General features: G+C 43.9%; 12 protein-coding genes. 9 read left to right on the forward strand and 3 right to left on the reverse strand.

Going from position 1 to position 15,559, the window contains the following annotated elements; all coding sequences use genetic code 11:
- Positions 1–287 precede the first annotated feature (287 nt).
- From EGC80_RS14225 to EGC80_RS14235, 3 genes are all read right to left on the reverse strand, one after another.
- Entirely contained in the window at positions 288–1,115 is an 828-nt protein-coding gene (locus EGC80_RS14225) for a slipin family protein (protein WP_101030809.1), read from the reverse strand.
- Positions 1,096–2,523, reverse strand: a complete 1,428-nt coding sequence (locus EGC80_RS14230; protein ID WP_124013869.1) for an NfeD family protein — start codon at positions 2,521–2,523, stop codon at positions 1,096–1,098. Before EGC80_RS14230 ends, EGC80_RS14225 begins: the two co-directional genes overlap by 20 nt.
- 488 nt (positions 2,524–3,011) lie before the next feature.
- Complete coding sequence (locus EGC80_RS14235; RefSeq protein WP_101030813.1) at positions 3,012–4,298, reverse strand: citrate synthase; 1,287 nt, start codon at positions 4,296–4,298, stop codon at positions 3,012–3,014.
- A 410-nt stretch (positions 4,299–4,708) separates the two neighbouring features.
- Between EGC80_RS14235 and sdhC the strand changes: the two genes are divergently transcribed.
- The 9 genes from sdhC to EGC80_RS14280 all read left to right on the forward strand — a co-directional run bounded on the left by sdhC (position 4,709) and on the right by EGC80_RS14280 (position 15,551).
- A complete protein-coding gene (sdhC, locus tag EGC80_RS14240; protein ID WP_101030815.1) occupies positions 4,709–5,104 on the forward strand; it encodes a succinate dehydrogenase cytochrome b556 subunit in 396 nt (131 codons plus the stop codon).
- On the forward strand, positions 5,098–5,445 hold the full coding sequence (gene sdhD, locus EGC80_RS14245; RefSeq protein ID WP_101030817.1) for a succinate dehydrogenase, hydrophobic membrane anchor protein: 348 nt from the start codon (positions 5,098–5,100) through the stop codon (positions 5,443–5,445). The genes sdhC and sdhD overlap by 7 nt, the downstream gene beginning before the upstream one ends.
- Positions 5,446–7,212 (forward strand): succinate dehydrogenase flavoprotein subunit, encoded by a 1,767-nt coding sequence (sdhA, locus tag EGC80_RS14250; RefSeq protein WP_101030819.1) that lies wholly within the window; start codon positions 5,446–5,448, stop codon positions 7,210–7,212.
- Positions 7,213–7,227: 15 nt separating this feature from the next.
- On the forward strand, positions 7,228–7,935 hold the full coding sequence (locus EGC80_RS14255; RefSeq protein ID WP_101030821.1) for a succinate dehydrogenase iron-sulfur subunit: 708 nt from the start codon (positions 7,228–7,230) through the stop codon (positions 7,933–7,935).
- A 202-nt stretch (positions 7,936–8,137) separates the two neighbouring features.
- Positions 8,138–10,960: a 2-oxoglutarate dehydrogenase E1 component gene (sucA, locus tag EGC80_RS14260; protein WP_124013868.1), complete on the forward strand. Its 2,823-nt coding sequence runs from the start codon at positions 8,138–8,140 to the stop codon at positions 10,958–10,960.
- Between the two features lie 28 nt (positions 10,961–10,988).
- A complete protein-coding gene (odhB, locus tag EGC80_RS14265) occupies positions 10,989–12,182 on the forward strand; it encodes a 2-oxoglutarate dehydrogenase complex dihydrolipoyllysine-residue succinyltransferase (RefSeq protein ID WP_124013867.1) in 1,194 nt (397 codons plus the stop codon).
- 75 nt (positions 12,183–12,257) lie between these two features.
- Positions 12,258–13,424, forward strand: coding sequence for an ADP-forming succinate--CoA ligase subunit beta (gene sucC / locus EGC80_RS14270; RefSeq protein ID WP_101030827.1), 1,167 nt, complete (start codon positions 12,258–12,260; stop codon positions 13,422–13,424).
- Entirely contained in the window at positions 13,424–14,296 is an 873-nt protein-coding gene (sucD, locus tag EGC80_RS14275; protein ID WP_101030829.1) for a succinate--CoA ligase subunit alpha, read from the forward strand. Before sucC ends, sucD begins: the two co-directional genes overlap by 1 nt.
- A 328-nt stretch (positions 14,297–14,624) precedes the next feature.
- Positions 14,625–15,551 (forward strand): AEC family transporter, encoded by a 927-nt coding sequence (locus tag EGC80_RS14280; protein WP_124013866.1) that lies wholly within the window; start codon positions 14,625–14,627, stop codon positions 15,549–15,551.
- Positions 15,552–15,559: the final 8 nt, after the last annotated feature.

Genomic DNA, 15,559 nt, shown 5'->3' on the forward strand with positions numbered 1-15,559 from the left:
GATATCAATGCAGCCATTCAAGTATTACAGAGGAATTGCTGAGTTTTTAGTAATATCGATAGGGATATGCACTTGTATTGGTGGTGAGCCCTTTGTTTAGCCCTTTGTTTAGCCCTTTGTTTAGCCCTTTGTTTAGCCATTTGTTTAGTGCTAGCTAGGTAAGACAGACTATTCTGCCTTACCGTCCCCGAACACACCTTTTAATCGTTTCACAAGCAGGGTGCGCTGGTATTGGTGTCGAGTTGTTTATTTAGGCCATTGTTTAGTCCTAGCTAGGTAGAGAAAAGTTATTCTTTCTGCTTTGGCTGCTTTGGCTGCTTTGGCTGCTTTGGCTTGATGGCTTTTTCTGTTTTACCGTCACCCATCACCCCTTTTAATAGTTCCATAGGCAAAGGAAATAGTATGGTCGAATTCTTTTCTCCGGCAATGTCTGTCAGAGTTTGTAGGTAACGCAGTAAGATCGCATTAGGTTCAATCGCTAAAGTCTTAGCGGCTTCGACCAATTTGGCAGACGCCTCCATCTCGCCAGACGCATGAATGACCTTGGCACGTCTGGTGCGCTCAGCTTCGGCCTGGCGCGCTATGGCTCGCACCATAGTTTCATTGAGATCTACGTGCTTTATTTCAACATTGGAGACTTTTATACCCCAGCCATCGGTGCGAGTATCTAAAATACTCTGAATGTCAGTGTTGAGCATGTCTCGGTTGGCGAGCATTTCATCGAGTTCATGTTGTCCAAGGACTGAACGCAGCGTCGTCTGAGCCAGTTGTGAGGTGGCTTGCAGGAAATCTTCCACATTAATAATGGCTTTTTGGGCATCAATAACCCGGAAATAGATCACCGCATTGACCTTAACCGAGACGTTGTCGCGACTGATCACATCCTGAGTGGGAACATCCATCACCACGGTGCGTAAATCGACCCGTACCATCTGTTGGATAAAGGGTATTACTATGATAAGTCCTGGGCCTTTGACCTTATAAAAGCGTCCTAGCATGAAAATCACGCCACGCTGATATTCTAGCAAAATTTTGAAAGTACTAAATAACACTACCAAGATGAGAAACATCAAGGCAACAAAAAAAAGGTTGCTATTATAGGCTAGATTTTCCATCTGTGTTTTCCTCTGTTTTAGGTTCAATGCTAGGCTCTGTGTCGCTTAGGGCTTTGATTATTAAGGTGAGATCATCTCTTGCTATTACCTGTACTTTCTGTGAGTCCTTTGTGGGGGTATCGCAGATTGCCGCCCAAGTTTCCCCTTCTAGTAGGACAAACCCTGTACGCTCGAAACCCGCAATAACGTGAGCTTGTGCTCCTAACATGGCGTCATCGCCGCTTACCGGTTTTTGATGTCGACTCTTCCACAGGGTCGACAGCACCCAGAGGCTAAATAGCGTAATAGTGACAGTGACCGCAGCGATAAGAGGTAAGGAAATAGTGAATTCACTCTCCGTATCCAGTAAGAATATGGAGCCAAGAGCGAACGCCAAAGCGCCGCCTAGGCCGAAGACCCCAAAGCTTGGCACCATGGACTCAGCAATTAATAATACTATCCCCAAAATCATCAGCCCCAGTCCTGCATAGTTGATAGGCAGGAGCTGAAATGCGTACAGAGCAACCAGTAAGGCAATCCCACCCGCCACTCCCGCGATGCCTATGCCTGGGTTAAAAAATTCCAGTATCAGGCCATAAATACCTATTAACATCAAAATATAGGCAATGTTAGGGTTAGTAATAGTGGCAATAAACTTGTTACGCCAATCTCTTTGATGTTCAACCAGAGTGGCTTGGTCTAGGTTCAGTGTTAAGGTCTGCCCTTCTTGCTTTAAAGGCCAGCCATTGAGTTTTGCCAGCAGACTTGGCGCATCTTTGGCTATAAGGTCTATCACCTGACTGTCTAGTGCCTCTTCTGAGGTTAGGGTGGCAGCGTCCTTGACCGCGAGTTCAGCCCAGGCTTGATTTCGCCCCCTTAACTGAGCTAATGAGCGTATATAGGCGATGGCATCGTTTAGTATTTTTCGCTCCATCGCGCTGCCATCATTTGGCTGAACTTCTGAGTTATCATCTGGTTTAGCTGGGGCCTGAGGCATGCCCATTTGCACTGGGGTTGCTGCCCCTAAGGTGGTAGCCGGCGCCATAGCCGCAATATGGCAGGCATAGAGTAAATAGGTGCCTGCACTCATGGCTCTGGCACCCGTTGGCGCAACGAGGCAAGCGATGGGAATGGTTGAAGCCAATATTGCCTGATTGATATCCCTAAGACTTGAAACCAAACCGCCAGGGGTGTCCAAAATTATCATTATCAGGGGAGGGCGCTGACGTTCAGGCAGTTGATTAGCAGCAGTGATTTCTTTGACCAAATATTCACTCACAGCAGGACCCATAGCGCCTTCAAACCTTAGAATCGGCACGTTTTGATTGCTGGCATCGGGAGATGAGTCCGTCTCATTTTGACCATGACAGAAGGTTGAAATAGTAAACAAACCGCAACAAATGATTAAGCGCACGTAGAGTGAGATCATTCTAGCTCCTTAATTTGAGTATTGGTTATATTTTAGCCTAATTATATGATCTGGAAAGGAAGGGCCAATATGTTCTTTGAAATAGTGCCATTACACTCGCTCTGACAACAAACTTATTCTGCAATTAAATTATTTTTTAACGGTATTAACTTATTGTTATTATTGTTTTTATTGGTATTTTTAGTGATATTTCAGAGTTTATATCATGGACCAAAGTGGGTTTGGTTTTTATTATAGAGGGCTTTAAACTAGTGCTACAGATATTAACGCCAAATAAAACTGGGTCAGCATAGCGCTGCAGTCGATTAGCTTGGAACTCATATTGGGTTAAGCTGAGTAAAAAAGTGCAAGACAGGCTACTTGCAGAGTATATGACTCAAGAAGGCATAAACATAGGTACCGGCGGTTAGCGCCCAGTGGGTACTGAAAAAAAACCAATAAAAAAGGCGCCGAGGCGCCTTTTTGATCTGACAACTAAAGTCAGCTAATTAACGCTTATCAACACTCACAAATTCTCGCGCAGACTCACCAGTGTATAACTGACGTGGACGGCTGATTTTGTGTCCTGGTTGATCTAACATTTCTTTCCAATGTGAAATCCAACCAACAGTACGTGACAATGCGAACAGCACTGTAAACATACTATTAGGAATACCAATGGCTTTCATGATGATACCAGAGTAGAAATCGACGTTCGGGTATAGCTTCTTAGAGATGAAGTATTCATCTTCAAGGGCAATACGCTCAAGTTCCATGGCTACGTCTAATAATGGGTCAACCACTTTCAGTTCTTTAAGGACGTCATGACAGGTATCTCGCATCACTTTAGCACGTGGGTCAAAGTTCTTATAAACACGATGACCAAAGCCCATTAGACGGAATGGATCGTTCTTGTCTTTTGCTCTCTCGATAAATTCAGGAATGCGATCAACAGAACCGATTTCTTCTAACATGTCTAAACAAGCTTCGTTAGCACCACCATGAGCGGGGCCCCACAACGAAGCAATACCCGCCGCAATACATGCAAATGGGTTAGCACCTGAAGAACCGGCTAAACGAACGGTCGATGTAGATGCATTTTGCTCATGATCAGCATGCAGTACAAAAATACGGTCCATTGCTTGTTCAACCACAGGGTTGACTTTGTATGCTTCACAAGGCGTAGCAAACATCATCGACAGGAAGTTACCTGCATAACTTAAATCGTTTCGTGGATAAACAAAAGGTTGCCCCATTGAGTACTTGTAGCACATTGCTGCAATTGTCGGCATTTTCGACACTAAGCGGTAAGCAGCAATTTCACGATGCTTTGGATTGTTCACATCAAGAGAATCTTGATAAAAAGCAGATAATGCACCAGTTACACCACAAAGCATTGCCATTGGGTGTGCGTCACGGCGGAAGCCTCTGAAAAAGAATGCAATTTGCTCATGCACCATGGTGTGATTTTTCACAGTGGAGACAAATTGTTCATAATCAGCTTTAGACGGTAATTCACCATATAAAAGCAAGTAGCATAAATCTAAGTAGTTCGATTCTGTAGCAAGCTGCTCAATTGGATACCCACGGTGTAACAAGATACCTTGCTCACCATCGATGTATGTAATTGCTGACTCACAAGACGCAGTCGCTAAAAAGCCTGGATCGAAGGTGAAATACCCCTTTGTCCCAAGTGTACTGATGTCGATAACGTCAAAACCTTCAGTACCTTTCTTGATAGGTAGGTCGATTGAATCGTTTCCTGGTAACTCTAATTTGGCTATATTATCAGCCATACCCCGTTCTCCTTACTTCATTTTTCTATATGAGTGCGGCATGTTAAGCGGTCATTACTCTACAGCGGATCGGGATCACAGATCAATTTAAATAAGCGTTTAAATTTGTTAGACCATAGTATATATGCGCTGAAAACCGCTCTGTGCTTGGATTAGATTAAAAAAACATTAAAAAAACTTATTTTGCATAATGTGATGTTTGTATTTGACAATCCCCACGAGTATACTTGCCTGCGTCCCTAAGGGCGACGGACATCACAGTTTAGGAATGATTAATTTACTAACTTAATAGTGGTTTCTCAATTGATTAGATGTTTGAGAGTAGTCTGTTTTTTGTTTAAAAAATGTTCCATCTTTTGCGAACATTAATGGTTAAGCAAAAAATAGAGACATAACAAAAATAATGCTCAATGGAGCGGAGTGAGCAGAACGTGAAAAAGCAAAGACCTGTCCATCTAGACCTGCAGACGATTCGCTTTCCTGCAACTGCGATCGCGTCAATCCTACACCGTATTTCCGGTGTCATCATGCTATTTGCTATTGGTATCCTTCTTTGGTTGTTAAATTCGACTTTAACATCAGCAGATGGTTTCGCTAGCGTACAATCCTTGTTCGATAGTTTCGTGATGAAGTTCATCATTTGGGGCATTCTAACCGCGTTGAGTTATCACTTATTAGGTGGCATTCGTCACTTGGTCATGGATACCGGCCGCTGGGAAGAATTAACTTCGGGTGTCGCATCAGCTAAGGCTACTTTTGGGTTAGCCGTAGTCTTTTCTATCATAGCGGGGATTTGGGTATGGTAACAAATGCAGCAAGTTTTGGACGCAGTGGTGTTCATGACTATATTCTATTACGCGCAAGTGCAGTGATCCTCGCTTGTTATACTATTTTTTTAGTTGGTTTTATCGCGTGTAGTGCCCCGTTAACTTTCGAAATTTGGAGTGGTTTATTTAGTTCACTTCCAATGAAAGTCTTTACCCTTATAACGCTGATTGCTTTACTTATCCATGCATGGATTGGTGTATGGCAAGTGTTGACGGATTACGTCAAACAGACTGCGTTACGTGGTGTATTACAGTTTACCTTTGTTATGATCGCATTGAGTTATTTAGCGTCAGGCATTGTAATAGTGTGGGGTGTTTAAGTGAGTATTCCAGTTCGCGAATTTGATGTGATCGTAATCGGCGCCGGTGGCGCAGGTATGCGAGCAGCATTACAGATTTCTAAAGAAGGTAAGAGCTGTGCGCTGTTATCTAAAGTATTCCCAACTCGTTCACATACCGTTTCTGCTCAAGGTGGAATCACAGTAGCATTAGGTAATGCTCATGAGGACCATTGGGAACAGCACATGTACGATACGGTTAAGGGTTCTGATTTTATCGGCGACCAAGAAGCCATTGAGTTTATGTGTCAAACGGGTCCTGAAGCGATTATCGAACTTGAGCAAATGGGTTTACCCTTCTCTCGTTTCGAAGACGGCACAATCTATCAGCGTCCTTTTGGTGGCCAATCAAGAAACTTTGGTGGCGAGCAAGCCGCTCGGACTGCAGCAGCCGCTGACCGAACGGGTCATGCACTGCTTCATTGTTTATACCAACAAAATGTTAAGCATAAAACTGACGTTTATTCTGAGTGGTATGCCTTAGATTTGGTTAAAAATAATGATGGTGTTGTGGTCGGTTGTACCGCGATTGAAATTGAAACCGGCAACATTGTTTATTTCAAAGCTAAAGCAACAATTTTAGCAACCGGTGGTGCAGGGCGTATTTATGCCTCAACCACTAATGCTCATATTAATACTGGTGACGGTGTGGGTATGGCTGCGCGTGCTGGCGTTCAATTACAAGACATGGAAATGTGGCAGTTCCACCCAACGGGTATCGCTGGCGCGGGTGTTTTGGTGACTGAAGGTTGTCGCGGTGAAGGCGGATACTTATTAAATAAAGATGGCGAACGTTTCATGGAACGTTATGCGCCAAACGCGAAAGATTTAGCCTCACGCGACGTGGTTGCACGTTCAATGATGACTGAAATTCGTGAAGGTCGTGGTTTAGACGGTCCTTTAGGCCCGCATTTGTTACTTAAGCTTGATCATTTAGGCAAAGAAACCCTTGAAGCGCGTCTTCCTGGAGTGTGTGAATTATCACGTACCTTTGCTCATATCGATCCTGCTGATGGTCCTATTCCTGTGTTACCAACGTGTCATTACATGATGGGCGGTTTACCGACTAAAGTGAGTGGTCAAGTTATTCGTCAGAATGACGATGGCACAGAGCAAGATGTATTAGGTTTATTTGCCGTAGGTGAGATTGCCTGTGTATCTGTTCACGGTGCAAACCGCTTAGGGGGTAACTCACTGCTTGATTTAGTGGTCTTCGGTCGTGCGGCAGGACAACATTTAGGCAAAGCATTAGACGACACTCCTGATCCAAAAGCGGCGACAGACGTAGAAATTGATGCATCACTTGCTCGTCTTAATCGTTGGGAAAGCAACAAAGACGGTGAAGACCCTGCGGTTATACGTAAAGATCTTCAATTGTGTATGCAGTTAAATTTCTCTGTTTTCCGCAGTGGTGAAGCCATGGCTGAAGGTTTAGAACAGCTGCAAGCAATTCAAAAGCGTCTTGAAAATGCCAAGTTATCTGACAATTCAACAGAATTTAATACTCAACGTATTGAGTGCTTAGAATTAGATAACTTAATGGCAACAGCGCTGTCAACTGCTTATGCGGCTAACTTCCGTACTGAAAGTCGTGGTGCGCATTCTCGTGAAGATTATTTAGATCGTGATGATGACAACTGGTTATGTCATAGCTTGTATGACCCAATGACTCAAGCTATGAGTAAACGTGATGTCAACATGACACCTCAATTACGTGAAGCGTTTCCACCGGTAAAACGTACCTATTAGGCAGGAGTTGCAAAGATGAAATTAACATTTGCATTGTATCGTTATAATCCTGATGTAGATAACAAGCCTTACATGAAGGATTACACCTTAGACGTGCCTGAGGGCACTGATATGATGGTGTTAGATGCGTTAATTAAACTGAAAGAACAAGACTCAACGCTTGCGTTCCGTCGTTCATGCCGTGAAGGTGTGTGTGGTTCTGACGGTGTTAACATGAATGGTAAAAATGGATTAGCGTGTATCACGCCATTATCGACCTTTAAAGGGAAGAAAATTGAAATCCGTCCTTTACCAGGCATGCCAGTAGTGCGAGATTTGGTCGTTGACCTGACTCAGTTCTACAAGCAATACGAAAAAATTAAGCCTTATCTGATCAATGATGAAAAGGCGCCGGCTCGTGAACATTTACAATCACCTGAAGAGCGTGCTCATTTAGATGGTTTATATGAATGTATTTTGTGTGCATGTTGTTCAACCTCGTGTCCATCTTTCTGGTGGAACCCGGATAAATTTATCGGCCCAGCCGGTTTATTGCATGCCTATCGTTTCTTGATTGACAGCCGCGACACTGCCACTGAGGAGCGTTTATCTGAACTAGATGATGCTTACAGTGTGTTCCGTTGCCATGGCATTATGAACTGTGTTGATGTTTGTCCTAAAGGATTAAACCCAACTAAAGCGATTGGTCATATCAAGTCAATGTTACTTAAGCGAGCTGTTTAATGCATGAAGAAGAGCAAAATAGTCTGACTTATTAGCTCTGTTAAGAGCCATCTTCAAAATTGAGGATGGCTCTTTTGTGTATTTATGCAATACCTCCTGTCATTATCTTGCTAAGATAATTTCAGTCTACGTGTGATGTAACTTACGTTACTCACTGTTATGTTTATGGCTAGTACGTGTATCAAGTTTGAAAGGAATAACAATGCACCAAGGCATCATGAAAGCCTGGCTCGAGTCGTCATATTTAAGTGGTTCGAACTCGACCTACGTAGAAGAGATGTATGAAACCTATCAAGAAGATCCGCAATCAGTGTCTGCTGATTGGCAGCTTGTTTTTGATAATCTCCCTCCGGTTAACGGTGCCTCAATAGAAGTACCCGAAACAGCCCATTCTAAAGTTCGTGACTATTTTCGGAGTTTAGCTCTACAAGGTCGTCTAAAAAACGCTACCAGCGTCAGCGATCCTGAGTTAGATGCGAAGCAAGTTAAAGTGCTGCAACTGATCAATGCCCATCGTTTCCGTGGCCATCAAAATGCCAATTTAGATCCATTAGGATTGTGGAAACGCGAGCAAGTACAAGAGTTAGATCCTGCTTACCACGGCTTAACCGTTGAAGACATGCAGCGTCAGTTTAATACGGGGTCATTCGCCTTGGGCGGTGAGACCATGAAGCTTGCTGATATTATTCATGCATTAAAGAGCACTTATTGTGGCTCGATTGGTGCTGAATACATGCATATCACTGATACCGATGAAAAGCGTTGGATCCAGCAACGTCTTGAACCCACATTAGGTAAAGCCCAGTACGATAACGATATTAAAAAACGTATTCTTGAAGGGTTAAATGCGGCAGAAGGTATCGAAAAATACCTTGGGGCTAAATTCCCTGGCGCTAAGCGTTTCTCTTTAGAAGGCGGTGATGCACTGGTTCCGATGATGCGTGAAATCATTTACCGTGCGGGTGAAGCGGGTACCAAAGAAATCGTTGTCGGTATGGCTCACCGTGGTCGCCTAAACGTGCTCGTTAATGTGTTAGGTAAGCGTCCTGCTGAACTGTTTGACGAGTTTGCAGGTAAGCATGGCGACACTCACGGTTCCGGTGACGTAAAATATCACCAAGGTTTTTCATCAGATTTTGAAACACCCGGCGGCAATGTCCATTTAGCCTTAGCTTTTAACCCATCTCATTTAGAAATTGTTAACCCAGTGGTGATTGGTTCTGTGCGCGCGCGCCAAGATCGCCGTGGCTGTAAAGACGGTTTACAGGTGATGCCCATCACCATTCATGGTGATGCTGCTATTACCGGGCAAGGGATTGTTCAAGAGACATTTAATATGTCTCAAACACGTGGTTTCAGAGTCGGTGGCTGCATTCGTATTGTCATCAATAACCAAGTTGGTTTTACGACATCTAACCACGCTGATACACGTTCAACCGAATACTGTACTGACATCGCTAAGATGGTTCAGGCGCCCATTTTTCACGTCAACTCTGATGATCCTGAAGCCGTTGCGTTTATCTCTCAACTTGCAGTGGATTATCGTAATGAGTTTAAACGTGATGTGGTTATTGATTTAGTGTGTTATCGCCGTCATGGCCATAACGAAGCGGATGAGCCTAGTGCTACACAGCCGCTCATGTACGCTAAAATCAAAAAGCACCCAACGCCACGTAAAATCTATGCAGATAAGTTAATCGCTGAAAACAGTATTCCAGCCGATGAAGTGACGGGGTTAATTAATCATTACCGTGATGCATTAGATGCCGGTGATTGTGTAGTGAAAGAATGGCGTCCAATGACGTTGAACACAGTTGACTGGACGCCTTATCTTAATCGTGAATGGGATGAAGATTACGCGGCTGCTATGTCGATGGAACGTCTACAAAACTTAGCTAATAAGTTAGTCGATATTCCTGAAAACCATACCCTTCAATCTCGTGTTGCCAAAATTTACGCCGATCGTACCGCGATGGCCAAAGGTGATAAATTACTCGATTGGGGGTTTGCTGAAACCTTAGCGTATGCCTCGATTCTTGAAGATAACAAGCGTGTGCGCATTACCGGTCAAGACACTGGTCGCGGCACATTCTTCCATCGTCATGCTATTTTACATAGCCAGAAAGACGGCACCACCTATTTACCTTTGCGTAATGTGGCTGATGAACAAGCGCCAATCGACATTATTGACTCGGTATTATCTGAAGCATCAGTGGTGGCATTTGAATACGGCTACGCGACTACTGAACCGGGTGGATTAAACATCTGGGAAGCGCAGTTTGGCGATTTCGTCAACTGTGCCCAAGTGGTGATCGATCAATTCTTATCATCTGGAGAGCAAAAGTGGGGCCGTTTATGCGGTCTGACGTTGCTGTTACCTCATGGATATGAAGGTCAAGGTCCAGAGCACTCGAGTGCCCGTTTAGAGCGTTTCTTGCAATTATGTGCTAACCACAACATGCAAGTGTGTGTGCCATCAACACCGGCGCAGGTTTATCACATGTTGCGTCGTCAGGTTGTGCGCCCAATGCGTCGTCCGTTAGTGGTTATGTCGCCTAAATCTTTACTGCGTCATCCATTAGCTGTCTCTAGCTTAGAAGAGCTTGCACAAGGCACTTTCCAAAATATTATTGGTGAGATTGATACCTTAGACGCCAGCCAAGTGGACCGCGTTGTATTTTGCAGCGGCAAAGTCTATTTCGAGTTACTTGAAAAACGTCGCAAAGAGAATGTGAACAATGTTGCCCTCATTCGTGTTGAGCAGTTGTATCCGTTTCCTGATGTGGAATTACGTGCGGCATTAGCTACATACCAACATGTTACTGATTTTGTTTGGTGTCAGGAAGAGCCACAAAACCAAGGTGCATGGTACTGTAGTCAGCATCATTTCTGGGCTAATATTCCTGCAGGCGCTCAATTAACTTATGCCGGTCGTGAAGCTTCTGCTGCGCCAGCATGTGGTTATCCAGGGTTGCACATACATCAGCAAGAATCATTAGTAAATAGCGCATTAAAACTGTCGTAATAGATAATTTATATAAGGGAAGTTTTCCATGAGTATCGAAATTAAGGTACCCGTATTACCAGAATCTGTTGCTGATGCAACTATTGCTACTTGGCATGTTAAACCTGGTGAGCAGGTGACTCGCGATCAAAACTTAGTCGATATCGAGACTGACAAAGTTGTGTTAGAAGTGGTTGCGCCAGAAGATGGTTCAATCTCTGAATTGTTATTTCAAGAAGGTGACACTGTTTTAGGTGAACAAGTGATTGCTAACTTTGTCGCTGGTGTGGTGTCAGGTCAAGAAGTGACTAAAGCTGAAGCATCAGCGCCTGTTGCCGCCGCAACTACCGCAACTGCTGCTGAGGAGTCTAATGATGCATTAAGCCCATCGGTTCGTCGTGTTATTGCTGAGCATAATCTTGATGCCAGTAAAATTAAAGGTTCTGGTGTGGGTGGACGTGTGACTAAGGACGATGTTGATGCATTCCTTAAGTCAGCACCGGCTAAAGCTGCGCCTGTTGCCCCGGTAGCACCACTAGAAGGTCGTAGTGAGAAGCGTGTTCCTATGTCACGTCTTCGCAAAACCATCGCGAAACGTCTTTTAGAAGCAAAAAATTCAACGGCAATGTTAACCACGTTTAACGAAGTTAACATGAAGCCAATCATGGATATTCGTAAACAGTACCAAGAAATCTTCGAAAAGCGCCATGGTATTCGTTTAGGCTTTATGTCTTTCTATATCAAAGCCGTAACTGAAGCATTAAAACGTTTCCCTGAAGTTAACGCGTCTATGGACGGTGATGACATTGTGTATCACAACTATTTTGATATCAGCATTGCAGTATCGACACCTCGTGGTCTGGTGACACCAGTATTACGTGATACCGATACCATGAACCTAGCTGAAATTGAGAAATCGGTACGTGAGTTAGCGATTAAAGGCCGTGACGGTAAGTTGTCTGTTGCCGACATGACGGGCGGTAACTTCACAGTGACTAACGGTGGCGTTTTTGGTTCATTAATGTCGACGCCTATTTTGAACCTGCCACAAAGCGCAATCTTGGGCATGCATGCCATTAAAGATCGCCCAATGGCAGTCAATGGTCAGGTTGAAATCCTGCCTATGATGTACCTAGCACTCTCTTACGATCATCGTATTGTTGATGGCCGTGAGTCAGTTGGCTTCTTAGTCGCGATTAAAGACTTCTTAGAAGATCCAACTCGTCTGCTACTTGATCTATAAGTCAGTAGATAAACCCTCGTCGCTGGCTCATATTGAGCCAGTTGGATTTGATTTGAAGTATATGGATAGATCATCATGAATTTGCATGAGTATCAGGCAAAATCTTTATTTGCCGAATATGGTTTACCAGTCTCTGAAGGCTTTGCTTGTGATACTGCTCAAGAAGCAGTAGAAGCAGCAGGCCACATTGGCGGAAATTTATGGGTTGTTAAGTGTCAAGTACACGCTGGCGGCCGTGGTAAAGCAGGTGGCGTTAAAGTTACCAGCAGTAAAGACGAAATCAGAGCATTCGCAGAAAACTGGTTAGGCAAGAACTTAGTTACTTACCAGACTGACGCTAAAGGTCAGCCAGTGGCTAAAATTCTCGTTGAAAGCTGCACTGACATTGCCAATGAATTGTACTTAGGTGCAGTTGTTGACCGAAGCAGCCGTCGCGTTGTGTTTATGGCGTCGACTGAAGGTGGTGTTGAAATTGAAAAAGTGGCTGAAGAAACGCCAGAACTTATTCATAAAGCTATCATTGATCCGCTAACCGGTCCTCAAGCTTATCAAGCTCGTGATCTTGGTTTCAAGTTAGGGTTAAACCCAACGCAAATGAAGCAGTTTACTAAGATCTTCATGGGTCTAGCAAACATGTTTAACGACTATGATTTCGCGTTATTAGAAATCAATCCACTTGTGATCACCTCTGAAGGTAACCTTCATTGTTTAGATGGCAAAATTGGTATCGACGGTAATGCATTATTCCGTCAACCAAAAGTCAAAGCAATGCACGATCCATCACAAGATGATGCACGTGAAGCGCACGCGGCTAAATTTGAATTAAACTATGTTGCTTTAGACGGTAACGTAGGTTGTATGGTTAACGGTGCCGGCCTAGCGATGGGTACAATGGACATCGTAAACTTACATGGCGGCAAGCCAGCTAACTTCTTAGACGTTGGCGGTGGAGCAACCAAAGAACGTGTTGCTGAAGCCTTTAAGATCATTCTTTCTGACAGCAATGTTAAAGCGGTATTAGTTAACATTTTCGGTGGTATCGTGCGTTGCGATATGATCGCTGAAGGTATTATCGGTGCGGTCAAAGAAGTTGGCGTTAAAGTGCCAGTGGTTGTTCGTCTTGAAGGTACTAACGCCCAATTAGGTCGTGAAGTATTAGCTAAGTCTGGTCTTGATATCATCGCGGCAACAAGTCTAACTGACGCGGCTGAGCAAGTTGTTAAAGCTGCGGAGGGCAAATAATGTCTGTTTTAATTAACAAAGATACCAAGGTGATCTGTCAAGGTTTCACTGGTGGTCAGGGTACTTTCCACTCTGAGCAAGCAATTGACTATGGCACACAAATGGTTGGCGGTGTTTCTCCTGGGAAAGGTGGTCAAACTCACCTAGGTCTTCCAGTATTTAATACTGTTAAAGATGCAGTCGCTCAAACAGGTGCAACGGCAACGGTTATCTATGTGCCGGCACCATTTTGTAAAGACGCTATCCTTGAAGCCATCGATGCTGGTATTGAGCTAATCGTTTGTATCACTGAAGGCATCCCTACACTTGATATGCTGCAAGTGAAAGTGAAGCTAGAAGAAACTGGCGTTCGCATGATCGGTCCTAACTGCCCAGGTGTTATCACTCCGGGTGAATGTAAGATTGGTATTATGCCTGGTCACATTCACAAGCCTGGTAAAGTCGGTATTGTTTCTCGCTCTGGTACATTAACGTACGAAGCGGTTAAGCAGACAACTGATGAAGGTTTCGGCCAATCGACTTGTGTCGGTATTGGTGGTGACCCTATTCCTGGTACTAACTTCATCGACGTATTGGAAATGTTCCAAAACGATCCACAGACAGAAGCGATTGTGATGATCGGTGAAATCGGTGGCACGGCTGAAGAAGAAGCGGCTGAATACATCAAAGCACACGTCACTAAGCCTGTTGTGTCTTACATTGCTGGTGTCACTGCACCAGAAGGTAAGCGTATGGGCCATGCTGGCGCAATAATCGCTGGCGGTAAAGGTACTGCTGCTGATAAGTTTGCGGCTTTAGAGGCTGCTGGTGTAACGACTGTTCGCTCTTTAGCTGACATCGGTAAAGCACTACGAACTAAAACAGGCTGGTAATATTTTATCTTCCTGAAAAAAGGCGCTTAGGCGCCTTTTTTGTTGCTTTTTTAACCTTGAATGATCGGTTATCTTGTTAATTCTATCTGGTTGTTAGCTGAATTTATAAGCATGCTTAATCTTAATTCTGGTTAAGAGATGGGATGAATGGCTAAAAGGCAGAATACCTCCACATATTCCAACTCAAACTTGCCATTTGTTTGCTAACAAGATGAATTTACCTGTTAATGGCTGCGTCAATAGCGAGTCTATTGCAACTCAATACAAGGAAGTTAGCTGCACAAAGAACTGTTTGATAACCGTTTATTATCCCGGGCTGAGGTTATTTATGACCATTGTTAGTATTATTTTTCCATTGATTTTTATGGTGGCTCTAGGTTATGTGTTAACGCGTGCGGGTTTTTTTAATAGAGAACACATTGCGGGGATTAGCAAATTCACTTTTTATGTCAGTATTCCGGCGTTTTTATTCATCAATATGCTGGCAGCACCGTTAGCACAAAGTATTGATCCATTTGCGTTGTTGGCTTTTTATTTACCCGTACTGTTGGTGTTTGCCATAGGCTATCGCATTAATCGCCACTTTAGCCCTGTAGCACTGCAAGGACGTGACGCCAGTGCGGTATTTGCATTAGGTGCCAGTTATTCCAATACTGTGTTGGTCGGCTTGCCGATTATTACCGCAGCATTAGGTGAAGCTATGATAGGGCAGGTATTTATGATCATTACTTTTCATAGCGCCACCTTGTTCGCGCTGACTTTTATCTTAGCTGCACGAGCACAATGCCAAGGGTTTTCATGGCGACGATTCGCTCGTTCCATGGCACTGAATCCGGTGGTGATGAGTATTGGGCTAGGCATTCTAGCGAATGCCTTAAATCTTAACTTGGGGGAGCAGCTTAATGATGGCTTGGCATTATTAGCCAAACCTGCATTAGCATGTGCATTATTTGTTTTAGGCGCTAATTTAAGTTTCTATCGAATAGGTGAGCATTGGCGTTTAGCATTAATGGCAAGCAGCTTAAAAATTATTTTATTGCCAGCGTTAGTGTATATGATGGCGCATTTTGTGTTTCAGCTAGCGGTTCAGAACACTGCGATGTTGGTGTTATTGAGTGCTTCTCCGCTTGGCGTGAACGCTTATCTGATAGCTACAGAACTTAAGCAGCATGAATCAACCTTAGGTAGCACGGTGGTATTATCGACCTTGTTATCAGTGCTTAGTTTTAGTTTATGGCTGACATTATTGCTTTAACTTAATTT

Origin of the sequence: Shewanella psychromarinicola (assembly GCF_003855155.1) — a bacterium.
Classification (GTDB): domain Bacteria; phylum Pseudomonadota; class Gammaproteobacteria; order Enterobacterales; family Shewanellaceae; genus Shewanella; species Shewanella psychromarinicola.